The following is a 23,380-nucleotide window of genomic DNA, read 5'->3' as shown; positions in this document are numbered from 1 at the left end:
TGCAGGTGCCCGCAGAGCCTGGCCTAAACTATGCCTGGACCAGCGAAGACGGCAGCCTGCTAAGCACCCAGCCCAGCTACACCCCCGCCGCTAATCTGGCGGGCACCCTTACCCTCACGATACGCGACCGCTGTGGGCGCACGGCTACGGCTAGCCTACAGGTAGCCGACGCGGCGCAACAGCTAGTAACCAGCTGGGGCAACGTCTTTACCCCCAATGGCGACGGCCTGAACGACCAGTATCCCAGCCCCAGCCAGCTGGGTGCAGGCTACCGCCTGCAGGTATTCGACCGCTGGGGCCAGCAGGTGTATGCCGGCAGCGAACCCTGGCGCGGTACCGACGGCACGGCAGACCTGCCCGAGGGGGTGTATGTAGTGCTGATCCAGGTGCCGGACTGCCAGGGTGGCACGCGCGAGCTGCAGCGCACGGTTACGGTCATCCGGTAGGGAGGTAGGGGTAGTTTTTACCTTTATGTGCTAATCTTGGAACTAAGCCCCGCAGAACCATGAAAAAGCCCCTGCTTGGCACACTACCGCCTACTTTCGGCCCTGGCTTTACCCTAAGCTGCGCCTGGCCCGATACCCCACGCACAGAGGACGGAGTCGACTGTGTTTCGAGGGATACTGTGGCGTACTTCATGCAGCAAAAGCCTTAGTTTTTCAGCATGAAGCGAGCTGTGACCCTGTTGTATTTGTTGCTCGGTCTTGCCAGCGGCCAGTACAATGATTTCCCGAATGGTATCTATGTTGACAAAGATACGGGTGAGATACTGATTCTTGAGTCAGAGAATAAAGGGCCGACGATCTATTATGCCAATGGCAGGGGAGGATTGAGAATAAAACTCGAACTTATTAGAAAGATAAAGGTCTCGGAGCCAATGGTTGTGTGTAGGTATGAAGTCCGATTTCGCGGCTCCCCGAAGATATATTTATTGGATTGCATAGCGGCTTGCGGAGCGTATATACGATGTTTAAACCCGGATGGTATCGAGCAGGCCTTTGCGGGGAGTATCGAGGATATTAAAGATGTTAGTGATGGATGGATTGTTTCCCTTCTGTGCCCCAACTCGCTTCTGGGTATCTCCGTGTCACAAAACGCAGTTCTATATACGACTATCCAGAACGGAGAGCTCGAGATCTATTACGGTGAGCGGGGCCAGGCATTTTGGCCCATACGTTTTGAAGAGAAGCTGTCCAACCCCCTGAGATACAAATTAGAGGGGAAGCAAACGTACATAAGCTGGAGCAATTATCATGGTGGGCTGATTTATATAACCCTGACCAAGGGCAATGTGAAGGAGGATTTTCTATGGTTTCAAGAGGACGAATCGGGCAATGCGCTCGATCATTCTCCAGATTTCTATCTGAGTCTTTGGAAAAAAGAAAGAGGTTGAATGGAAAACCTCGATGGATTGCGAGGCGGGTAATAGGACATTCGGGTGCGCCAAGGATTTAGGTGTACAGTCTACCTCTGCCTGTGCGTGTATTCCGGGCATAGACAGGTAATAGGCTAGAAGGGATAGCCTATGCCCAGGTTGTATTGCAGCCGGTCTGCTCCCAGGTCAGTCAGTAGCCGCCTGGTTACCCATCCCCTCAGGTCTGGGGCGTACAGCTGCTGGCCCAGGTCGAGCGCCAGGATAAGAAAGTCAAAATTGAAGCGGAAGCCAATTCCGGCGGCGATACCCAGCTCCAGGTTGTCTGCACTCAACACGACTCGTGGGTCTTCCAGCTCTCTGGCATCCCAGAACCATACGTTCCCGGCATCCATAAAGAGGGCAAGCTCCAGGGGGCTATTTACCACCCAGCGGTACTCGGCATTGGCCTCCAGCTTAAACTCACCCCCCAGGGCATATATTTGGGTAACATCCTGCGGATAGGTACCGGGGCCCAGCGTGTTGCTTTGCCATCCGCGCACGCTACTCACCCCCCCCGAGAAGAAACGATACTCGAACGGAACAGTGGGGGTGTGGTTGAAGCTGCGGCCCGCTCCGCACTGCAGGCGAAACACCGCCTGCGTGCTGCGCGACAGCTGTTGGCTCATGCGGCTATCCAGGCCTAGGCGGTAGAACTGGCTGTACACCAGGCCCTGCACGCCTATACTGCGCGCTGATATATCATCCGACTCGCTGCCCAGCTGGGTGCGTGCGTAGTCTATTAGCCAGGGCACATTGCCCCCCAGGTCGGCCTGCATACGCAGATACCAGCCTGGGCTGCGCTGTTTGCCCAGGTAGTGCAGGCTGTAGGTACGTATATAAGTGCTGGCAGTTACCAGGCGCGATTCAAAGTCGCGTAGCGTGAAGAGGCGTACCCGCAGTTCGTTATCGCTGATGAAGTTGCCCGCATCGTCAGTGTCGCTGGTGAGTTCGGCCTCAAAGTCTGGGGCCAGCTTTGAGTTTACAAAGGTTACTACATAGGGCTTGAAGACCGACTGCCAGCGGCTAGGTCGGTTGAAGCTGAAAGCATAGTGGCTCCAGCTGTACTGCCAGCTGAGCAGAAAGTTTTGCCGCTGAAATTGCTGGTTCAATTCCTGGTTAAAGTTGAAGCTGAAGCCGGTAGCACGGTCATGAAAGTTCAGGCGGTTCTTCAGCCTAGGGTTTCGGCTTAGCCGGAGGACCAGGCTGTCCAGAAAATAAAACTGTAGGGCGCTGAAGTTGATATTTAACCCGTACTGGTAGTATAGCTGGTAGCTGCGCAGTTCGCGCTGCCTGCCAGAGAAGAGGAAGAGGTTTCCGTTTAGCTGCACGTCTAGCTGCTCTGCCCGGCCAAAGGCATTGCGGTTACCCAGCTGGAGGGAGCCACCCAGGCCCGGCAGGTTGGTGTTGATGCGGCGGTCCTGGCTCTGGAAGAGCTCTATCCGTTCCTGGTGGAAGAAGCGGGGTTGCAGCGTGGTCTCCATCCACAGGTTTAGCTTGTCGGGCCGGTTGCTTGCTTCTACTCGGATAAAGGTCTGGCCAAAAACCCCTAGCCGCTGCAGCTGTCTTTGTGTTAGCTTGTAGTCATTCAGCCGATACAGGCTGTCGGGCCGGAAGGCTACCTGGCGCTGTAGGAAGTTGTAGTTCAGCACATTATGTGTCTGGTAGCTGGGGTAGTATACCAGGGGATTTGAGGGGCTGAGGCGGCGGCTGGGCAGGCGCAGGGCTTTGCGCATCCTGGGGCTCAGTTCGTCTGCCTTCAGGCGGAAGGATGTTGTGTCGGCCGCACCCTGGCTTAGGCTGAAATAGAGCGAGTCTACCGTGTACACCTGGCCCGTGTCTGGCAGCAGCACCTTTATCCGGATGAGCTGATAGCCCAGCCCGGCCTCATGCAGGCTACGGGCCTGCGCTACCTGCTGCACCAGGGGTACGCGTTGCAGGGTAGTGTCTACCTCAAAGGTAATGTCGCTGGCGGAGAAGCGGTAATAGCCGTGATTTCGCATCAGGGTACTAATGCGTTCTCGCTCTTGCACCAGCACCGGCTCGCGGTAGGGATCGCCTTTTTTTATCAGTGCGCTGGCCGAGTCGGCAGCCAGTAGGGCCAGGAAGTGGGCACTCTTCGTGTTGTACGTCACCTCCTGGTACAGGGCGGGTATGCCCTCCTCAATATGAAAGGAAACGATGGCCTTGCGGGGGTTCAGCAGGAGGGGCTTTACCCGAAAGCGAACCTGGGTATGAAAGTAGCCTTGAGAAAAGTAAAAGTTCTCCAGGTTCTTACAGTCCTTTACCAGCTGCACACGGTTTACCGTTGTGGGGGGGCTGCCCACTACCTCGCGCATCCAGTCGCCTGTGCCATTCAGCAGCTTGCCCTTTTTGTCAAAGCGGTAGTACATCCCCTTTATCCAGCTGGAGTCTACCTTTAGGCCGGTTCCGGCATTGTATACATGCAGGTAGAACTTGGGGATCAGGATGCGGCGGTCTCGTGCTGTCTGTACATAGTCTAGTAGCTCGTCATCCTCATGCTGGGTGTTTCCGTAGAATGTGGGGGTGTTTTTCACCAGTTTCTCGCCCTGCGGCAGGTAGCGCGTGGCATCGCAGCCTGCCAGGTAGAGTAGGCAGAGCAAGCGCAACCACCAAATGCCGCCCAGGGCTCGTGCGGATACCTGTATATTGCACACGAAACGGTACATGCGTGCGCAATATGGCAAGAGAACCCCTGTCCAAGGCCAAGTTTAGCCAATTTTATGCCTTGAGACAAAAGAAGCAGCGGCAGCAGCAGCAGTTGTTTGTGGCTGCGGGCTACAAGCTGCTGGCCGAGGCGGTGGCCGCACACTGGCCCATGCAGGCAGTAATCGGCACAGCGGCAGCGCTGGGTGCCCTGCCCCCGTCCTCCATCCCGCCCGCCGGGGTGCCCTGCTACGAGGCAACAGAGGCCCAGCTGAAGCTGCTGGCAGACCAGGAGCAGCCCGAGGGGGTGGTGGTGCTCTGCCAGCTACCGGCTGCCGGGCCCCCGCCGCCCGGCAGCCCCGATGCCTGCCTGCTCCTGCAGGGCGTAGCCGACCCGGGCAACCTGGGTACGCTGCTGCGCAGTGCGGCCTGGTTTGGCCTCCGGCAGGTGCTGTGCGGGCCTGGCTGTGCCGATGCCTACAATGCCAAGGCGGTGCGTGCCACCATGGGGGCCATCTTCCGGCTACAGCTGGGCTATACCGACGACCTGGCTGGCTGGATAGCCGCATCTACCCAGCCCGTGTGGGCCGCCCACCTGCAGGGCCAGCCACTGCCGGCGGTTCGGTTTAGGCCCGGCCACCGCCTGCTGCTGGGTAGTGAGAGCCATGGGGTAGAGGCTGCCCTGCTAGCCCTGCCCACTGTGCAGCCCGTGCACATACCCGGTACTGCCGGCGCAGAGAGCCTGAATGTGGCCTCTGCCGGTGCTATATTGCTATACGCCTGGCATCAGCAGGTATTTTACCCCCACGCGGGCTAGGGCAGTAGCGTGCGGCCTTGTTATCTTTGCCGTAGCCTGCTGGCCAAACTTTTTACGCTTTCCCACAGTTACTACCCCTATGCTCAGCACAAATGATATTCTAAATGCCCTGCGACATGTGGAGGACCCAGACCTGAAGCAGGACCTGGTAAGCCTGAACATGATAAAGGATCTGCGGCTGGAGGGTGGGCGCGTGTGCTTTACCGTGGAGCTCACTACCCCTGCCTGCCCCATGAAGGATGCCATCCAGCATGCGTGCATTACGGCCATCCACACCCTGGTAGACCCCGGGCTGCAGGTGGAGGTAACCATGGGTGCCCGGGTGCGCGCCGCGCAGGCCGACCCGAATAGCCTGCTGCCTCAGGTAAAAAACCTGATTGCCGTGGGGAGTGGCAAAGGGGGCGTGGGCAAGAGCACCGTGGCCGCAAACCTGGCCGTGGCACTGGCCCAGGCCGGCAGCCGGGTGGGGCTGGTGGATGCCGATATTTATGGGCCCAGTGTGCCTATGCTGTTTGGCCTGGTAGACCAGCGGCCCTACCTGGTGCAGGTAGACGGGCAGGAAAAAATGGAGCCGATTCTGCAACACGGCGTGTATGTTATGAGCATTGGCTTTTTGGTAGAGGCGGACAAGTCGATCGTATGGCGGGGGCCCATGGCGAGCAACAGCCTCCGCCAGCTCATTACCGATACGGCGTGGCCAGAGCTGGACTACCTGATTGTGGACCTGCCACCCGGTACCGGCGATATTCATATCACCATTAGCCAGCAGTTTCCGCTCAGCGGGGCAGTCATCGTTACCACCCCCCAGGCGGTGGCCGTGGCCGATGCACGCAAGGCGGCGGGCATGTTTCTCAGCCCACACATACAGGTACCGCTGCTGGGTGTTATCGAGAATATGTCCTGGTTTGAAACCGAAGAGCTGCCGGGTCGCCGGTTCCAGCTTTTCGGCAGTGGTGGTGGGCAGCAGGTGGCAGCCGAGTTTGGCGCACCACTGCTGGGTCAGATTCCCATCGTAGAGTCCATCCGCGCTACCAGTGATGCAGGTGTACCCGTAGCCCAGGACCCTGCACACCCCTGGTACCCGCATTTTCGGGCCTTGGCCGGCGAGCTAGCCCGACAGATCAGCATCCTGAATGCCCAAAAAATACCGGCCTAGGCAGGCCCCAATGGCGTATGGAAACAGTTCATAAACAAATAGAGGACGCGCTGGATAGCATACGGGGCTACCTGCAGGCCGACGGGGGCGATGTGCGCCTGCACCGCATTACCGAAGACCTGGTTGTAGAGCTGGAGCTGCTGGGGGCCTGCACCAGCTGCAATATGAGCGAGATGACCATGAAGGCGGGCATAGAACAGGCCATACGCCGCGCGGTGCCAGAGGTGCAGGCCGTGCGCACCGTGAACCCCGCCGCCTGATTGGTACGGCTGCCCCTGCTCGGCCTAGGTGGCCCGAGAAACCAGATCAGCCTGCCCTCCATCTGCTTTCGTATCCCCTGCCTGCCTCTCCTGTGGCCGGAACACGCACTCTGTTCTCTGTGTTCTCCGGCGAAAATCTACCGCAGGTTTACCTCGCTCCGGTCTTTCACCAGCTGGATGTCTGTGGGCTTGTATCGCAGCTGCTGGTTTTCTAGCGGCTCGGCATAGCATCGTACCAGCAGTTTGCCATCTTTTAGGGTGTTCAGCTTCAGCTCCATCCATTGCCGGCCCTCTATCAGCTCCAGCATTTGCTCGTACACCCGGTAGCCATCTGTGTCATACAGCTCCAGGAATACTACCTCCGCTGTAGGATGCTCCACCGTAATCTGTACCAGCGTCCCCGCGTAGGCCAGGTGCACCGCCAGGCTGCTATCCACCTGGGTGGGTGGCACCTCCCCGCCTCCCGGCTGGGCTGCATCCTGCCCGAAGACTGGGCAGACAAGCAGGGATAGTATGATTAGGACGCTCATTTATGTGTACCTTCCCTCTACAACAATACAAAAAACCAATAGAAGCCCAAGTCCGATTTTTTTATTCTACTTCTACAACCAAAGTCGGGCCAAGCCTTACTACGTTCTGTTACGCGAAATCGGCCTAAAAGGATATTGAGAGAGGATGCGAGATTGCGGTGCAGGTCTGCTCGCGGGGCCCCAGTACTGGTTCCGGGCTATTGCTTACCTTGCTGTTTGCCCGGCCAGGCTTATTGGTTTCTTTTGATACAATAACTTCATAGCTTACCGCGTAATCCGAATCGTATGAACTATCTTGTGATGACCCGGATGAGTTGTAAATGGACCACCTTGCTACTTATTATATGGGGCTGCTGTGGGCCCTGGGCCTACGCGCAGCAGGCCACGCGGGGCGAGCTTGACCTTACAAACTGGACCCCAGCCGAAAGCCAGACCCTGACGCTGGCGGGTGAGTGGGCGTTCTACTGGGATCGCATCCTTAGCCCACAGCAGGTGGCAGCGCAGCCGGGCCCAGACCTGTATGCCCCGGTGCCCGGTGCCTGGAGCTCCTATCAAATCAATAACAATCCACTAACTGGCGAAGGCTGCGCCACCTACGCCCTGCGCATCCGCATGCCCAGCAGCGGTAGGGCCTTCAGCCTGCACACACCGTTTATCTGGACGTCTCACCGGATCTTTGTGAATGGCAGGCAGGTAATGGCCAGCGGCGAGGTGGCCTGCGACCCCGAGACGGTGCTGCCCCAGATGATCCGGACGGTGATAGACCTGCCCCCCGGCCAGCAGGAGATACAGCTGGTGGTGCAGGTAAGCGACTACAGCGGCCTGGGGGGAGATATTGGGGAGTTCGAGCTGGGCCACCCCACCCATGTACATGGGCGCGTGGATGAGGCCAATATGTTTAACCTCCTGGTAATGGGGGCCCTACTTATCATGGCCCTCTATTACCTGCTGCTCTACTACTTCCGCCGAAAGGAAACGGGCATGTTGTATTTCGGCCTCATCGCCTTCGCCTTTGTGGTTCGCTTTGCCTTCTTTGGCGACCACTATGTGTACCAGTGGCTGAACCTCCATGCACCCTTCTTCAGCTTCCCGGTTCAGCTCAAGGGCTACTATATTCCCACTGTACTCCTCGTTTTGTTCGGCCTGCGCTACCTGCTGGCACTATTTCCGCAGGAGGCCCTGCGCCCCGCCTACCTGCGCATACTCCAGTACCTGCTTCTTGGCTACTGTATTGTGCTGCTGCTTATGCCGGGCTCCCTTCTGCCCTATGTACTGCCATTTGGCTTTGTGCTCATGGCTCCTGGTATCGTCTATTTTCTGTACGTGCTTGTGCTGGCCCTGCGGCGTGGCAGGCCATACGCCAGGCTGATTGCGCTGGGCATTATGCTTGTGGTGCTGGCTGGCCTGCATGATGCGCTGCTTCTCCTCTCAGGCATCAGTATTGGCACACGTACCGAGCTGGTTACCTACGGCTTTGTGTGCTTCCTTTTTCTACAGATCATCGTGCTGGGGCGGCGGTTTTCTACCGCCTTCAACGAGGTGGAGGACCTGAGCCAAAACCTGGAAAAAAAGGTGATAGAGCGCACCCACGAGCTACAAGAGGCAAACGAGGAGATCGTGGCTAAGAATGAAAACCTGGAGGCAGCTTACCGCGAGATAGAAGAAAAAAACCAGGATATCACCGATAGTATTGTGTACGCCAGGCGAATCCAGCTGAGCATCCTGCCCAAGGACGAGCTGCTCTCGCAGTTTCTGCCCGATTCCTTTGTGTTCTATCAGCCCAAGGATATTGTAAGCGGCGATTTTTACTGGTTTTATTACCAGCAAGACGAGCTGTATATATGTGCGGCAGACTGTACTGGCCACGGGGTTCCGGGTGCGTTTATGAGTGTGATGGGCAGCAATATGCTCACACGCGTTACACAGGAGGCACTGCTGCCAGACACAGGCCCGATGCTAGACCGGCTGAATAGCCTGGTGCGCGAGGCACTGAACCAGGACAGGGGTGGCAGGGATACCGCCCAGGACGGGATGGATGTGGCGCTTGTACGCCTGAACCTGAAGACACGCCGGCTGCAGTACAGTGGTGCAAACCGACCGCTGCTGTACCTTCGTATGGGCGAACTGAATGAAATTGCCCCTGAAAAAAGACCGATAGGAGGCGGCAGCCAGCTGTATGCTGCAGCAGAGGGCGGCAGTGCCAGCTTTACTACCCACGAGATACAATTGATGCCCGAAGACCGTATCTACCTCTATACCGACGGTATAACAGATCAATTTGGGGGCGAAGCACGCCGAAAGTTTACGCCACCCCGGCTTCGGCGCCTGCTACAAGAGATACATTTGCAACCCATGGATGCCCAGAAAGTGCGACTGAAAACCGAGCTGGACACCTGGATGGGTGCTCTGTCTCAAACGGATGACATGATGGTTATTGGTTTGCGTATTCCTATCTAGGTTCCGTACCATCCTGATTTACAGATTTTTCCTTTATGAAATTTTCCGAGAAAAAGTTTTCAGCCTTGCTGGCCTTCCTCATGCTAGCTTTCAGTATGCCCAAGCTGCTGGGCCTGGCCGTGTCGGTACAGCTTTTTGGCCAGATCAATGCGTTCATGGGTTTTTCGGGCAGCTGGTTTCGCCACCTGACTGGCGGCTTGGAGCTGGTTACGGCCCTCCTGCTGGCCTGTGGCCTGGCCATGGGTTCCAAAACCCGGATCCTGGGGCCCTATGGCCTCTATCTGCTGGGCCTGCTGCTGCTGGCCGGCACCATGAGCGGCGCCATCGTTACTGAGCTGATTATTCGCCCGGGCGAAGACCCAACCCTTACGGTTCTTGCCATCCTGCTTTTCCTCATTTCACTCGGCCTCCTGCGCCGCAACCTACTGCATGCCCAGAAGCACCTGGGTGCATCTGTAAGCTAAGCCCATGCTGCTATGGAACCAAACCACCATCTAGTTTCTGAAACCCGTGCCCTGCTAGCCCAGCTCGAGGGATTCCTGCTGCAGGTATCTGCCGAAGCCTATTCTGCGGCCCTGCCTCTGCTGGGTGGCTCCACCCTGGGCCAGCACACGCGCCACATACTTGAGTTTTACCAGTGCCTGTCGAACGGGCTTAGCCAGGGGGTGGTGAGCTATGACAGGCGCAAGAGAGACATGCGTATCGAGACATCTGCCGCCTATGCCTGCCAGGTGATGGCAGAAATACAGCAGCAGCTGCCACAGCTGGCTCAGCCCATGCCCCTCCGCCTGGAGGTGTGCTATAGCCCCGAGCCCGACACAGCCCCCATCGTGATGGATACCTACGCACAGCGCGAGCTGGCCTATAATTTTGAGCACACCATTCACCATATGGCCATCATCCGGATGGCTGCTACCAGCGAGCAGGTGGGTATTCAGCTGTCGGCAGACTTTGGCATGGCCCCCAGCACGCTACAGTACCTGCGGCTGCAGGCGCGGGCGGCCTCGTAGGGCTGGTTTGCGGGCTGTGCGTAGTGCGGTTGCAGATCGGGTAATGGATACAATGCGGCACATCCGCCTGCCCTACGCTAGCCCCACAGGGCCTGGGCGGGGTGCCAGAGCAGGCGATCAAAATCCTGCACGCGGTCTGCCACCACCTCAATCCCCTCGGCCTTCAGCAGCTGCTGCATGCGCTCGGGCGTGCCAAAGTACGCTTTGCCCGTAAGCATCCCCTGCCGGTTCACCACCCGGTGCGCAGGGACGGCATCCCGTTCGTGCAGGGGCAGTGCATTCAGCGCATAGCCCACCATACGGGCCGCTCCCTTCCGGCTCAAGAACTCGGCTATTGCGCCATACGTACTTACCCTGCCTGGGGGTATCTGCAGCACCACGGCATACACATCCAGGAAAAAATCTGCTCGAGCCTGGGGTAGGTGGTCTCGCACTTACTTGCGGAAGAGGAAATAGAGGGCAGTGGCCACTGCCAGCACTGCCACGGTGGCAAGGGTGATCTTGATCCAGCTAAGTGGCTTCTCACCGCTAATCTTGCCGCTTTGGCCGTTTACAACCACCTGGTAGCTCTTGCCCTCGTACAGATAGGCAGCAATGTAGAGGGGTAGCAGCAGGTGCTTGTAGGTAATGCTGTGCTTGCGTGTATGCACCAGCAGGTTTCGGTAGGTATCGCCCGGTATGGTGCGGATAATCTCGCTGCGGATGTAGCCATCCATAATCTCCTCGGCTACCTCAAAGCCCTCCTTCACGTCTTTTTGATACACCTCGCTGTGCCAGCCCAGCAGGTACTGGCTGTCATAGTTCACCACTTGTTCCAGGTCGTAGGGGTATATGGCTTCCACTCGGCTCTGCTTCACCCCGCCACTGGCCACCACAGTTACATCGTCAAACCAGTGCTGGTAGTAGCCGCTGGCGGGTACCCACTGTATGCGCTGTTCCTGGCGCGACTGTTGGTTTCCCTGGCTATCGGTATAGTGTACGGTAACGTAGTAGTAGTAGCCAGCCTCTGCGGTCCAGCTGCTATCCGTGTCGGCATCATAGGTCCAGAATGGCACGTATACACCCTCCATCTTGTCTAGCTGTGCCAGTTTTTCCAGCTTGCGCGGATACCACCAGCCTTTGCCAATCCATTCCCGAAACTGCTGGTTTGCGGCCTTTTTCTCTATCCGGAAGGGGAGCACGCCTGCGGGCTGGATCAGCTGCTGCCTGTGCGCCTCCTCATTTACGTTTTTGCTGGCGCAGAACGGGCATTCGAAGCTGACGGTGGTGGGTTCTACCAGGGTGTTGGCTCCACAGTTATTGCAGTGGAACTCTTTGGCGGCCACCCCCAGGCCTGCCTGGGTTTGGGGCATATATAGCGCCTCGGTGTAGTCGTGCTCTATCACCTGGTCGCGCTCGGCGGGTGGGCTGGCAGTGGTGCCACAGTTGTCGCACAGCATCTGTTGCCTGCCAGGGCTGAAGGCCATCTGTGCGCCACAGTTTTTGCAGCTCATGCTTAGGCTACGTTCCAGCTTTTCGGGTATCGGGTTCGCTTCCATCGGTCAGATCGGGATCAGATCGGGGGTGGGGTGGGGCAAATGGGGGCCTGGCACAGGCCTGAATCAGGGAGCAAATTAGGTTTTTTTACAAAAATTGCTCGAGCCCTGTCCACGTGCGCGGATATTATGCCCGGTTTCAGTTTGTGCGGGGTTTCGCCGTTTCAGGTTGAATGCGGGCCTATTCTGGCGTGGCCTCACCTGTTTTATACGGGTTTATACGGGCTACACACTGGCCGAGCCGAAGTGGTCGTCTCGGCCTGCCAGAAGTGTGGCGAGCTGGGCTGTACACTAAAAATCGTTCCGGAAGGGATAGTCCTGCTCTACGTACACGTAGTCGTATAGCTGGCTCTTATCCGGATAGGCACTATTCTCGGCAAACAGCACGGAATCGGCCACCTCCTGCTTCATACGCTGGTCTACTGCTTCCAGCTGGTCCTCCGTGTAGTGCTTGTGCGCCAGCAGATACTGCTTCAACTGCTCAATGGGGTCTCGGTCCTTGTAGTCGTTCAGCTCCTCTTTGCTGCGATACTTGGCGGGGTCGCTCATGCTGTGGCCTTTGTATCGGTAGGTGCGTATTTCCAGGTACACGGGTCCTTCTCCCTTCCGGCACATTTCTACGGCTTTGCTCACTTCCTCATGCACGGTCATCACGTCCATGCCATCCACGGGCCAGCTGGGCATGTCGTAGGCTTCGCCCAGGGTATACAGCTCGGTTACGTTGCTGGTGCGCTCCACACTGGTGCCCATGGCGTAGAAGTTGTTTTCGCAGATAAACACCACTGGCAGTTTCCAGGTCATGGCCATATTGAAGGCTTCGTGCAGGGCCCCTTGGCGTGCAGCACCATCGCCAAACATGCAGATGCATACCTTGTCCGTCTTCTGCTGCTTGAATGCCATGGCGATGCCGGCGCCTACGGGTATCTGCTGGCCCACCAGGCCATGGCCGCCATAAAAGTGGTGCTCGTCGCTAAACATGTGCATGCTGCCACCCATACCCCGCGAGCAGCCAGTTTCCTTGCCGTACAGCTCGGCCATACAGGCATTGCTCGTTACGCCCCGTGCCAGGGCATTGCCATGGTCTCGATAGGCGGTTATCACGGCATCGTCCTTGCGGATGGCAGTTTCAATACCGCAGGCTACAGCCTCTTGGCCTATGTACAGGTGGCAGAAACCGCGAATCTTCTGCTGGCCATACAGCTGGCCGGCTTTTTCCTCGAAACGGCGGATGCGCAGCATCATTTCGTACCAGTAGTCCAACTGCGCTCTGCTATAGGTGGGCTGCTCGGCTCTGCCATTCTGGGTGGCTTTCACTTTGGCCTGTGCAGTCGTTTTTGTATTTGCCATGGTGTCAGACTTATCTTTACACGTAGAGCACAAAAGTAGGGATTAAACGCGTAGTCTTGCCAGAGATACTGTATTTTCAGCAGCTTTCCCTGCTGCATTTCCGAAACCATGCGGATCGGGCGATATCGTTTTGCGCAGGTTTCAATGCCTTCTGTGGGCCCAATGGCGCGGGCAAGACGAACCTGCTGGAGGCCATCCATTACCTGTGCCTGGCCAAGGGGCTGCATGCAGATCGGGATGCCATCATGCAGGGCGAGGTGTTTTTCCAGCTGGAGGCGCAGCTAGGGCCCGCGCCCAGGCAGCTGGCTATACACTACCTGCAGGGTAGGGGCAAGCGGGTGTTTTGGGACCGAGTACCGCTGCCCAGGCTGGTAGACCATGTGGGCCGTCTGCCTGTGGTAACCATGCTGCCCGAGGATACAGACCTGATCCGCCTGGGGGGCACACAGCGCCGGGCGTGGCTGGATGCCCTGCTGTGCCAGGCAGACCCTGCCTACCTGCAGGCCCTGGTGCTGTATGACCGGGCACTGAAGCAGCGCAATGCCCTGCTACAGCAGCAGGCACAGGGCCGGGCGGATGCTGCCCTGCTGGAGCTGTGGACCGAGCCCCTGCTGCAGCAGGGCCCTGTACTGGCCCGGAAGCGGCTGGAGATGCTGGCCGCCTTTCGCCCCTACTTTGAGGAAGTGTATGGCTGGGTAAGTAGCGGGCGCGAGCGGCCCCGCATAGCCTACCTGGACAGCCTGCGCGGAATGGCCTGGGGTGATGCCTTCCGGATGGGCCTGGCTGCCGACCTGGCCAGTGGGCGCACCCGCCAGGGTACCCACCGAGATGACCTGGCTTTTTTGCTAAATGACACCCCCGCCCGGCAGTTTGGCAGCCAGGGCCAGCAGAAGAGCTTCTTGCTGGCCCTGAAGCTGGCCCAGTACCTATATATAGAGCGTGCGGCCAACCAGTCGCCCATCCTGCTGCTAGACGACCTGCTGGATAAGCTGGATGCCAGGCGGGTAGAGTCGCTGGTGGAAATACTGGCCCAGCGGGTGCGGGGGCAGATCTTTCTGACACATACCGATGCCCACCGGATTGAGGCCCTGCTTGCGCCAACCAGTCGGAAATTTTGCCTCGCTCAGCTAGGAGTCTGAGTAGGGCGGGAGAGGCCAAAACGCTTATATACGGAAGGGGCGAAATTTTTTATACAGCACGGCGGAAATTTTTTTGATGATTTGGTGTTTTTTCTCTATCTTCATTGAGAAATCACTTAAATCAGTTCGAAGGGAATGAAATAGTCAAAAAGTCTAGGCTTTCTTCTCGTTCTTTTGTTGTGTTCTTCTCCTCTTATTGCCCAGCCCACATGGGTGGATAGCGGGGCACCCATAGGGGACACCAGTGTGTTTATATACAGCGGAGGCTGGTCTGGGGTTACGCTTACCTTGAACCCGGGCAATAGGGATGTAATCACCATATCAAACGTCAGTGCCGGCGCTACGGGTTTTCACGTGTATCGCGTAAACAGCAACCCGAATTATCAGGCTGGGCTGCCTGGGGGTAGTATTCGCAATGGCATTTACTGGGGCGTATTCCCGGTGGGGGCCACACCTGGCACCATCAGCTATAGCGCCACCATAGATTATACGACTAATGCCAACCTTAGCCCTTCGAACGAGCCCAACCTCAACATGTTCAGCCGCGGGGGCAACGACGGCACCTCCTGGTCGGCCATAGGCGCTACCCTTACTATGGCGAGTAACACCATCGCGCTTACTTCTTCGGGTAGGGGCGAGTTTGTGCTGGACGAGGTGGTGGTGCTGCCTATCGAAAACTTGCGCCTGAGTGCTGGCATAGGCAAGGGCGGACAATCCGTAAACCTCAGCTGGTTTACCGATACGGAGGAGAACACAGAGCGCTTTGAGCTACAGCGCAGCACGGATGGTGTGGAGTATCAGCCCATACACAGCCAGCCAGCCGCCGGCTACAGCAGCACCCAGCTACAATACAGCCACGTAGATGCGTCTCCTGTACCAGACCGCCTCTTCTACCGCGTAAAAGCCTACGACCTGGATGGCCGCACCAGCTACAGCAACATAGCCAGCGTAAAGCTGGGAGATGTAGACCAGATCACCGTATTTCCCAGCCCTGTACAGTCCGTACTGTACGTCAACGCCCAGCTGGCTCAGCCTACGCCCGCCTCTATCCGGCTGGTGAATGCCCTGGGGCAGGTGGTGGTGGAAAAAAACGCTACCCTTACTCCTGGCGAACTGTTTAGCCTGAATACGGACCAACTACGCGCCGGCTTCTACCACCTGCAGGTGCAGAGCCTACGTGGAGATGCCCTGTATGCCCAAAAGGTAGTGAAGTACTAGGGGTTCTTACCCAGCCATTCTCTCATTCGTTCGTAGGGGAAGGATATACGCCATCGGGCTTGTTTCATCTGATGTCTTTCCCGCTCGCATGGTCGCTCATACTTTTCTTATCTATATAAAAATGAAGACTCGAATTTTGTGCTCTCTTCTCCTGCTTGGGGCTGTTCTGCTTGCTCCCCGCATTGCTCAGGCCCAGAGCCAGCGCGCGCTGGTGTTCGACGGGAACGATGCGGTGGTAGTGGCGCATACCGATGCACTGAATCCCACAACTAGCCTGACTGTTGAGGCTTGGGTATTCCTGCCCGCCATCGTGGCCGGAGACCAAAAGCTGGTGGCCAAGTTTGGCGATTCTCCTAATAATGATGCCTATCAGCTTTCTATTTCCAACGGAGGGCCTTATTTTCTAGTTAAGCTTGCAAGTGGCTGGGCCGGCCTCGGTGCCCCCGGTACTTTGGCCCCGAATCAGTGGCACCATCTGGTTGGCGTTTTTGATGGGACGGTGTGCCGGCTGGGTGTCAATGGCGAGTTTACCCAAGTTTCCGTTTCCATGCCGGGTACAATTACCCCGAGTACAGCAACCCTACGCCTGGGTTCTGGCGGCGATGCACTGGGTGGTGCTGCTCGCCTGGCCGGACGGATAGACGAAGTGCGCATCTGGAACCGCGCCCTCACCCAAGAGGAGATCCGCCACAAGATGACCGAGCGACTGGCGGGCACCGAGCCCGGCCTGCTAGCCTACTACCGCCTGGACGAGGGCACCGACGACACCTGCCCGGGCGGCCAGGATGTGTGCGATGCGAGTGGAAATGGCAACCACGGAGTTAAGTTTTAGTAAGAAGAAGTTTATTGAGAACACATGAAAAAGATACTGCTATTCATTGCCTGCTGTTTGTTTACCGCTGCCTATGGGCAGGGGAGTCGTGGTTCACTATCCTTTGCTGGCCCTGTTTCTGGTTCCTATAGGGGTGTCAATCTTCCCGGTGCCATAATCGGCACCCGCAGCACATACACCTGGGAGGGCTGGGTATTTCCGGATTTGCAAGCTGGAGGAACGCTTACCGGTCATTTGGTATATTCTGAAGGCACTCCATTGCTCACCTTGTCAGTATATGTTGACAGCGGGGGATCCTTTCAGTTTGGCATTTGGAATAATGGTTGGAATATCCTCCAGACCGCTACAAGTGCTATTGCTTTTCGTCAATGGAATCACCTGGCCGTTACTCGCCAAGCCAACGGCACCACCACGATGTATATAAATGGATCTGCGGTGCTAACACAAAATTCACACTTGCAGACGAATGCCAATCGCGGGGCATTAGGCATCAATACAGGTTTTGTGCAGCAGATATGGGGTGGGGAGTTTCAAGGTCAGATAGACGAAGTGCGCATCTGGAGCCGGGCCTTGAGTCAAGATGAAATCCGCCACAAGATGACCGAGCGGCTGGCGGGTACCGAGCCTGGCCTGGTTGCCTATTACCGCCTGGATGAGGGCACCGACGACACCTACCCCGGCGGACAGGATGTGTGCGATGCGAGTGGAAATGGCAACCACGGAGTTAAGTTTTAGTGAGAATTTGTTATTGAAGAATCATGAAAAGGATACTAACACTCATTTCTTGCTATCTGTTTGCTACTGCCTATGGACAGGGAGGCTCTACTGCCCTGTCCTTTGATGGAAACGATGCGGTAGTGGTGGCACATACCGCTGCGCTCACTCCTGCCAATAGCCTGACGGTAGAAGCTTGGGTATTCCTTCCCTCCGTTATGGCCGGAAGCCAAAAAGTAGTCGCAAAGTTTGGCGATGTAGTCTTTAACAATGCGTATAGTTTAGAAATCACAAATGGCGTTCCCGTATTCCTTATCTATATAGAGCCAGGCGCTTGGGCTGGCCTTGGTGCCCTCGCCACTTTGGCCCCAAACCAGTGGCACCACTTGGCTGCAGTTTATGATGGGGCGGTGTGCCGGTTGGGTGTCAATGGCGAGTTTACCCAAGTTTCCCTGCCGGGTACAATTACCCCGAGCACAGCAACCCTGCGCCTGGGTTCTGGCGGCGCTGCGCTGGGTGGTGCTGAACGCCTGGCGGGTACGATAGACGAAGTACGGATCTGGAACCGCGCCCTTACCCAGGAGGAAATTCGCCACAAAATGACCGAACGCCTAACTGGCACTGAGCCCGGCCTGGTGGCCTACTACCGCCTGGACGAGGGAGCAGACAACACCTGCCCCGGCGGCCAGGATGTATGCGATGCCAGCGGGAATGGCAACCATGGAGTGAAGTTTTAATAAGGAAGTTTTTATAGAGAAAACATGAAAGGGATACTATTATTTATTGCTTGCTGCCTGTTTACTGCTGCCTATGGACAGGGCAGTGGCCGTGCCCTGAGTTTTGACGGAACCCGGGTAACACCCGGCTCGCCGGAAGCTACTATACCTGCGGGTGTGCGTATCAACCGTTCGTTTTTTAACCAGAGGGCACAGTATACCTGGGAAGCCTGGGTTTTTCCTACCGATCCGTTGTACTGCCACCTATTTACAGAGGGAAACCCTCTAACCACTTTTGCCATTTCGCTTATAAATGGGCAAGTCATACTAGCCACGTGGAATCAGGGAACACCGGGGAACTGGACAGGGGTAGGTACTGCCACTGGCCTGGTGCCCAACAACCAGTGGACACATGTGGCCATCAGCATGAATAGCGGTACGGTACGTATATATATAAATGGCAGCCTGGCGGATGAGTTTTTAAATGTTCCTGGCCAGAATAACGGGGCTACTGCTTTGGCATCTGTGGGTATTAATACAGGTTTTGCTTCACAGCCCGATCAGCCCTTTTCGGGACGACTAGATGAGCTACGCATTTGGGATCGCGCCCTTACGCAGGACGAAATCCGCCACAAGATGACCGAGCGCCTAGCTGGCGCAGAGCCCGGCCTATTGGCCTACTATCGTCTGGACGAGGGAGCAGACAACACCTGCCCCGGCGGCCAGGATGTGTGCGATGCCAGCGGCAATGGGAACCATGCGGTTAAATTTTGAGCATTCTCTCTGGATATAAATGTTTTGATGTATGAAGAATCTATTGTATCTGCTTTCTCTTGTTTTTTTTACTACAGCTAGCGGGCAGGGTAGTGGGCAGGCTGTATCTTTTAATGGTGCTGGCAGGCTGGCCGTACCACATAGCACCACATTTGACTTTGGTAATGGTGATTTCTCCTACGAATTCTGGTGTAAGCCAGATCTCTCCGTGGCACCGCCTTCAGTGGTTGTTTGGCAGCTGCTTGCCAAGCGAAACAACGGAAATTTTGAAGTACAAATGGGTACCAACGGGGTGCTGGTAGCACTGGTGGCTGGCCAGGGAGGTGAGTTCAATAGCTTGTTTGCATACGGTAGCGGTATTGAGGGTGGGGGTGCCCCATATATCCTGGACCAAAACTGGCACCATATTGCTTTTACGCGTCAGGGAGGCTTTGCTCGTTTATATGTGGATGGGGCGCTAGTGGGTAGTAAAAGCATGCCCGGAAATATAAACTCTGCTAGCGAGCTAACCCTTGGCCTGGATGTAGATGGGAGAGAACCCTATCAGGGATCAATGGACGAAGTTCGCATCTGGAACCGCGCCCTGACAGAGGATGAAATCCGCCATAAAATGACTGAGCGCCTGGCGGGTGCCGCACCCGGCCTGGTAGCCTACTACCGCCTGGACGAGGGCACCGACAACACCTGCCCCGGCGGCCAGGATGTGTGTGATGCGAGCGGGAATGGCAATCACGGTACCAAGTTTTAGTAGCCAGCAACCAACGATTTATCTGTAGTTTAATAAGAAACCATCATGAAGCGCGTTATTTTATTTACTATTTGCTACTCGCTGTTTGCTAGTTACGGGCAGGGGAGCGGCACTTCGCTGACTTTTGACGGTATCGACGATTATGTCAATTTTCAGAATGTCAGCACATGGAATTCCACTTTTTCTGGTCCAGGAAAAGAATTTACTTTTGAGACATGGGTACGGCCTGCACCGACCACAAATCAGCAACAATTTATCCTAGCAAAATTGGGAGACAATAGCTGTCCGTCTGGCTCTGAAGACAATCGCCAGCTTGCATTTTTTCTCGACGACCAGTTTAGGCCAAGTTTTTTGTTCTATTCCAAAAGGAATCTTACTCTTAACTATCGTTTGGTTAGTAGTCAAGAAAGCGTAGTAGTGGGAGAGTGGGTACATCTCTCTGTGGTCTACCGTGCAGATGTTGCTACTGGCAATGGGCTAGACAGAGTGGAGATATACCTAAATGGAGAAGGGACAAATACGCTATTGGTGGCAGCTGTAGGTCCTTTGGGTGATATTCCTGCAGCTGATGCACCATTGTCCATTGGCTCCCGTGTGTCAGCTACCGGTCAGCGGTGCGAGGATGGCCCTTACGAGTTTGTGGGAACGATAGATGAGGTGCGCATCTGGAGCCGCGCCCTGAGCCAGGATGAAATCCTGAACAAGATGACCGAGCGCCTGGCGGGTGCCGCACCCGGCCTGGTAGCCTACTACCGCATGGACGAGGGCATGGACGACACCTGCCCAGGCGGCCAGGATGTGTGCGATGCCAGCGGCAATAATAATCATGGAGTTAAATTTTGACACAATGCGAAAAATTGTTTTTTCTCTTCTTCTTGCCCTTTGCTCCCTGTCTGCTTTGTACGGTCAGGGTGCCCGGAGGTCCGTATATTTTGACTCAAACGGATACATTCAAGTAGCTGATGTGAGCCAGTTAGATCTGGCCACCCGCTTTACGGTAGAGTCCTGGACAAAAATAGAAGCAGATGGCATCCTGCTCATGAAGGGAGGCTGGTGCCCAAATGTGGTTGGGGGCAGTGGCGGCGAAGGTGCGCAGAGTTATTTTTTTGCCTATTCGAACAATACGCTAGGCTTCTTTATAAATACTGGGGGTGATTTTTTTCACCTGATAGGTAGTGTTTCTGCACCTGTACAGCTGGAAAATGGTGCTTGGCATCATATCGCAGCCTCTTTCGATAGTGGATTCCTATCTCTCTACCACAATGGTATTTTGCTTGCAAGCGGCCGCTTGCGGTTGGATAGCAGCGACCCCGCTGTGGCCTTCACTACGCAGCCCGATGGTTTTGCTTATTATCAGAGTGGCTCCGTGCGACTTCAATGGAATGGCTTTCCGAGTGTCAATTATACGGGCTTAATGTCTATAGACCAGCCTTATCCGGGTGCAAGTGCCCTGCGGATAGGTTCTGCGGTTCACTATTGCTCTGGTTCTACACCTGTGATTAGTAACGCGATGACTGGCCAGATGGACGAAATCCGTGTCTGGAATCGCGCCCTTACGGCGGCGGAGATCCGCCACAAGATGACCGAACGCCTAACGGGTACCGAGCCCGGCCTGGTGGCCTACTACCGTATGGACGAAGGCGCAGATAACACCTGCCCCGGCGGCCAGGATGTGTGTGATGCCAGTGGCAATGGCAATCACGGTGTGAAGTTCTAAAGTAGATGATTTTATAGAAAGCATATGAAAAAGACATTCCTATTTATTGTTTGCTATTTGTTCGCCGCTGCCTATGGCCAGGGAAGTGGCAAGGCCTTGAATTTTGACGGAAGTGGTTACATCGGGGTTCCCTCGTTTTCGTTCGACAACCGGGACTTTGCCGTATCCATGTGGGCCACAAATGGGGGTGTGGGTTCCGGTCAGATTGAGAATTTGTGGGGAAGTGGATACACTGGTGGTAATCAGGATGTGGAGTTCGTCATCCTGGACAATGGCACGCCATATATGCAAGTTCGGGATGCCAGTTTCTCTATCGTTGCCGTATCTACCACAACACGAGTAGACGATGGTGCGTGGCATCACTTGGTTTTCATGCGTCAGGGCAATGTGTTTTCAATGTATGTGGATGGCAATCTGTCTGGCAGCGCTACAAGGGCCCTTGGTGATGTGGATGCAACCGGAGCACAAGCTCGTATAGGCGATCTTTCGCTTCTTACTGGCAGAAGGCTGACAGGCAGGTTGGACGAGGTGCGTGTCTGGAGCCGCGCCCTTAGCCAAGATGAGATCCGCCACAAGATGACCGAACGCCTAACTGGCACTGAGCCCGGCCTGGTGGCCTACTACCGCATGGACGAGGGTACAGATAACACCTGCCCCGGCGGCCAGGATGTATGTGATGCCAGCGGGAATGGCAACCACGGTGTGAAATTTTATTGAAACAGTCGAGGCAAGATCTAAGATATGAGAAAGGAGAATATGAAAGCGAGAATTTTGTTTGTTGCGTTTCTGTCAGCATTTAGTGCTTATGGGCAGGGCGGTGGTCGCGCATTGTTTTTTGACGGTACCAGAGTCAGCCCTACTTCGTAGGAGGCACTGGTTCCGGTGGGAGTCAATATAAATACTTCCTTCTTTAACAACGCGTCGGTCTATACCTGGGAGGCTTGGGTGCTACCTACAGATAATTCGGGGTTGCTGAATGCCCTCCATTCTGAGGGTCTTCCACAAATTACCTTTGTAATTGGACTTGTAAACGGAGCTCTCCAGTTTTCTACCTGGAATCAGAACATTCCCGGAAACTGGACGAATATCGTAACACCTACAAATTCAGTGCCTGCCGGACAGTGGACGCACCTGGCTTGCACCATGAGCAATGGCCAGGTGTGTCTTTATGTAAATGGGCTGTTAAGTAGCTGCCACAACGGCATCCCCCTGCAGAGCAACTCTGCCACCCGATTTGCTGCCTTGGGCATCAATTTAGGTTTTTCTGGCCAGGACGATTATCCTTTCTCGGGTAGGATGGATGAAGTCCGTATTTGGAATCGTGTGTTGACCCAGGCTGAAATTCGCCACAAGATGACCGAGCGGCTGGCGGGCACCGAGCTCGGTCTGGTAGCCTACTACCGCATGGATGAGGGCGCAGACAACAGCTGCCCCGGCGGCCAGGATGTATGCGATGCGAGTACTAATAATAACCATGGAATAAAATTTTAGTGACATGAACATTCGAGGAGCATTGCTATTTGCCCTTATTCTGGCTCAGCTTGGTGCTTTCGTTTCTGCTCAAGGCAGTAAGAGCGCCTTATTCTTTGATGGCGTAGATGATGTATCCCTGGTTGGGTATGCGCCGCCTGGAATCAATGCTGTAAGTAACTCGTTCACGATGGAGCTTTGGGTAAGACCTACACTTAGCCGGTCGGCAACTGCGGAGAGTACCTCGGGTGCAAATGGTGTTTTCTCTGGGCAGCGCTATGCCGTCTTCCCAGATAATGGTGCGCTTGGGTATGGCAGTGATGTGCACGCAGGCGTAGGCCTTTCCATCGGTAACAACGGGATTAGTGTATTTGAGCACTCTGCAGGTTATCTGCCCTCTGTGTTGGTTTATGATCAAGTACTGGCCGGCTGGCATCATGTGGCTGTTGTATATAACTTGGGACAGCCCACTTTGTTTGTAGATGGCATCGAGGTGCGGTCGAGAGGAGCTTCAGGCAGAATTGTTCATCCTTCCATACAGCTTGGAGATTATACCAATTCTAGCTCTGGCTATGGCCATTATGGTGGCTATATGGACGAATTTCGGGTGTGGAACCGCGCGCTTACGCAAGAAGAAATCCGCCACAAAATGACCGAACGGCTGGCAGGCACTGAGCCCGGCCTGGTGGCCTACTACCGCCTGGATGAGGGCGCAGACAATACCTGCCCGGGTGGCCTGGATGTGTGCGACGCGAGCGGAAATGGCAACCATGGCGTGAAACAATAATGATGGAACCAATCTTTAAAAAAGTATGATACCAATTCTGATTGTAATTTCAGCTTGCCTCGCCGGTTCCTGTTA

The 23,380-nt window shown here is 55.7% G+C and carries 25 protein-coding genes; 20 read left to right on the top strand and 5 right to left on the bottom strand.

The genetic code is table 11. From position 1 onward, the window contains the following. Positions 1-446: gliding motility-associated C-terminal domain-containing protein (locus LW884_03655; protein ID MCE3007428.1), on the top strand; the 446-nt coding region annotated here is incomplete at its 5' end. A 218-nt stretch (positions 447-664) separates the two neighbouring features. Next, positions 665-1,393 carry a hypothetical protein gene (locus LW884_03650; GenBank protein MCE3007427.1) on the top strand — a complete coding sequence of 243 codons (729 nt, stop codon included), beginning with the start codon at positions 665-667 and terminating at the stop codon, positions 1,391-1,393. A gap of 116 nt (positions 1,394-1,509) precedes the next feature. Here the strand turns inward: LW884_03650 and LW884_03645 are convergent, their stop codons facing one another. Then, on the bottom strand, positions 1,510-4,101 hold the full coding sequence (locus tag LW884_03645) for a BamA/TamA family outer membrane protein (protein MCE3007426.1): 2,592 nt from the start codon (positions 4,099-4,101) through the stop codon (positions 1,510-1,512). Positions 4,102-4,160: 59 nt separating this feature from the next. Between LW884_03645 and LW884_03640 the strand changes: the two genes are divergently transcribed. The 3 genes from LW884_03640 to LW884_03630 all read left to right on the top strand — a co-directional run bounded on the left by LW884_03640 (position 4,161) and on the right by LW884_03630 (position 6,311). Further along, entirely contained in the window at positions 4,161-4,895 is a 735-nt protein-coding gene (locus tag LW884_03640) for an RNA methyltransferase (GenBank protein ID MCE3007425.1), read from the top strand. A 79-nt stretch (positions 4,896-4,974) separates the two neighbouring features. After that, positions 4,975-6,051 (top strand): Mrp/NBP35 family ATP-binding protein, encoded by a 1,077-nt coding sequence (locus LW884_03635; GenBank protein MCE3007424.1) that lies wholly within the window; start codon positions 4,975-4,977, stop codon positions 6,049-6,051. Between the two features lie 17 nt (positions 6,052-6,068). Further along, complete coding sequence (locus LW884_03630) at positions 6,069-6,311, top strand: NifU family protein (GenBank protein MCE3007423.1); 243 nt, start codon at positions 6,069-6,071, stop codon at positions 6,309-6,311. A gap of 137 nt (positions 6,312-6,448) precedes the next feature. Here the strand turns inward: LW884_03630 and LW884_03625 are convergent, their stop codons facing one another. Further along, on the bottom strand, positions 6,449-6,841 hold the full coding sequence (locus tag LW884_03625) for a hypothetical protein (GenBank protein MCE3007422.1): 393 nt from the start codon (positions 6,839-6,841) through the stop codon (positions 6,449-6,451). Between the two features lie 309 nt (positions 6,842-7,150). On the opposite strand from LW884_03625, the gene LW884_03620 reads away from it, so the two are divergent. The 3 genes from LW884_03620 to LW884_03610 all read left to right on the top strand — a co-directional run bounded on the left by LW884_03620 (position 7,151) and on the right by LW884_03610 (position 10,308). After that, positions 7,151-9,298 carry a SpoIIE family protein phosphatase gene (locus tag LW884_03620; GenBank protein MCE3007421.1) on the top strand — a complete coding sequence of 716 codons (2,148 nt, stop codon included), beginning with the start codon at positions 7,151-7,153 and terminating at the stop codon, positions 9,296-9,298. Positions 9,299-9,393: 95 nt separating this feature from the next. After that, the gene (locus LW884_03615; GenBank protein MCE3007420.1) at positions 9,394-9,762 is read left to right on the top strand and encodes a DoxX family protein; all 369 of its coding nucleotides are present in this window, start codon (positions 9,394-9,396) and stop codon (positions 9,760-9,762) included. 12 nt (positions 9,763-9,774) lie between these two features. Further along, on the top strand, positions 9,775-10,308 hold the full coding sequence (locus LW884_03610; protein MCE3007419.1) for a hypothetical protein: 534 nt from the start codon (positions 9,775-9,777) through the stop codon (positions 10,306-10,308). A gap of 77 nt (positions 10,309-10,385) precedes the next feature. On the opposite strand, the gene LW884_03605 is transcribed toward LW884_03610, so the two are convergent. The 3 genes from LW884_03605 to pdhA all read right to left on the bottom strand — a co-directional run bounded on the left by LW884_03605 (position 10,386) and on the right by pdhA (position 13,190). Continuing rightward, positions 10,386-10,742 carry an MGMT family protein gene (locus LW884_03605; protein MCE3007418.1) on the bottom strand — a complete coding sequence of 119 codons (357 nt, stop codon included), beginning with the start codon at positions 10,740-10,742 and terminating at the stop codon, positions 10,386-10,388. Continuing rightward, positions 10,743-11,846, bottom strand: a complete 1,104-nt coding sequence (locus LW884_03600; protein MCE3007417.1) for a hypothetical protein — start codon at positions 11,844-11,846, stop codon at positions 10,743-10,745. Between the two features lie 288 nt (positions 11,847-12,134). Beyond that, a complete protein-coding gene (gene pdhA, locus LW884_03595; protein ID MCE3007416.1) occupies positions 12,135-13,190 on the bottom strand; it encodes a pyruvate dehydrogenase (acetyl-transferring) E1 component subunit alpha in 1,056 nt (351 codons plus the stop codon). A gap of 56 nt (positions 13,191-13,246) precedes the next feature. Between pdhA and recF the strand changes: the two genes are divergently transcribed. From recF to LW884_03535, 12 genes are all read left to right on the top strand, one after another. After that, positions 13,247-14,329 (top strand): DNA replication and repair protein RecF, encoded by a 1,083-nt coding sequence (gene recF, locus LW884_03590; GenBank protein ID MCE3007415.1) that lies wholly within the window; start codon positions 13,247-13,249, stop codon positions 14,327-14,329. 288 nt (positions 14,330-14,617) lie between these two features. Next, a complete protein-coding gene (locus tag LW884_03585) occupies positions 14,618-15,547 on the top strand; it encodes a T9SS type A sorting domain-containing protein (protein MCE3007414.1) in 930 nt (309 codons plus the stop codon). A gap of 121 nt (positions 15,548-15,668) precedes the next feature. Further along, complete coding sequence (locus tag LW884_03580) at positions 15,669-16,379, top strand: LamG domain-containing protein (protein ID MCE3007413.1); 711 nt, start codon at positions 15,669-15,671, stop codon at positions 16,377-16,379. 24 nt (positions 16,380-16,403) lie between these two features. Continuing rightward, a complete protein-coding gene (locus LW884_03575) occupies positions 16,404-17,114 on the top strand; it encodes a LamG domain-containing protein (GenBank protein ID MCE3007412.1) in 711 nt (236 codons plus the stop codon). Between the two features lie 23 nt (positions 17,115-17,137). Further along, entirely contained in the window at positions 17,138-17,830 is a 693-nt protein-coding gene (locus tag LW884_03570) for a LamG domain-containing protein (protein MCE3007411.1), read from the top strand. Positions 17,831-17,854: 24 nt separating this feature from the next. After that, complete coding sequence (locus tag LW884_03565; protein ID MCE3007410.1) at positions 17,855-18,583, top strand: LamG domain-containing protein; 729 nt, start codon at positions 17,855-17,857, stop codon at positions 18,581-18,583. A gap of 31 nt (positions 18,584-18,614) precedes the next feature. Next, positions 18,615-19,331, top strand: a complete 717-nt coding sequence (locus tag LW884_03560) for a LamG domain-containing protein (GenBank protein ID MCE3007409.1) — start codon at positions 18,615-18,617, stop codon at positions 19,329-19,331. 45 nt (positions 19,332-19,376) lie between these two features. Beyond that, a complete protein-coding gene (locus LW884_03555; protein ID MCE3007408.1) occupies positions 19,377-20,174 on the top strand; it encodes a LamG domain-containing protein in 798 nt (265 codons plus the stop codon). After that, complete coding sequence (locus LW884_03550) at positions 20,158-21,048, top strand: LamG domain-containing protein (protein MCE3007407.1); 891 nt, start codon at positions 20,158-20,160, stop codon at positions 21,046-21,048. Before LW884_03555 ends, LW884_03550 begins: the two co-directional genes overlap by 17 nt. Positions 21,049-21,072: 24 nt before the next feature. After that, positions 21,073-21,765: a LamG domain-containing protein gene (locus LW884_03545; protein MCE3007406.1), complete on the top strand. Its 693-nt coding sequence runs from the start codon at positions 21,073-21,075 to the stop codon at positions 21,763-21,765. 228 nt (positions 21,766-21,993) lie between these two features. Further along, positions 21,994-22,539 (top strand): LamG domain-containing protein, encoded by a 546-nt coding sequence (locus LW884_03540; GenBank protein MCE3007405.1) that lies wholly within the window; start codon positions 21,994-21,996, stop codon positions 22,537-22,539. Positions 22,540-22,543: 4 nt separating this feature from the next. Continuing rightward, positions 22,544-23,305: a LamG domain-containing protein gene (locus LW884_03535; GenBank protein ID MCE3007404.1), complete on the top strand. Its 762-nt coding sequence runs from the start codon at positions 22,544-22,546 to the stop codon at positions 23,303-23,305. Positions 23,306-23,380 lie beyond the last annotated feature (75 nt).

The organism is Bacteroidota bacterium (assembly GCA_021300195.1).
Lineage (GTDB): Bacteria > Bacteroidota > Bacteroidia > J057 > JAJTIE01 > JAJTIE01.
The sequence above is the reverse complement of the archived record's forward strand: the minus strand, read 5'-3'. Positions and strand labels throughout refer to the sequence as shown.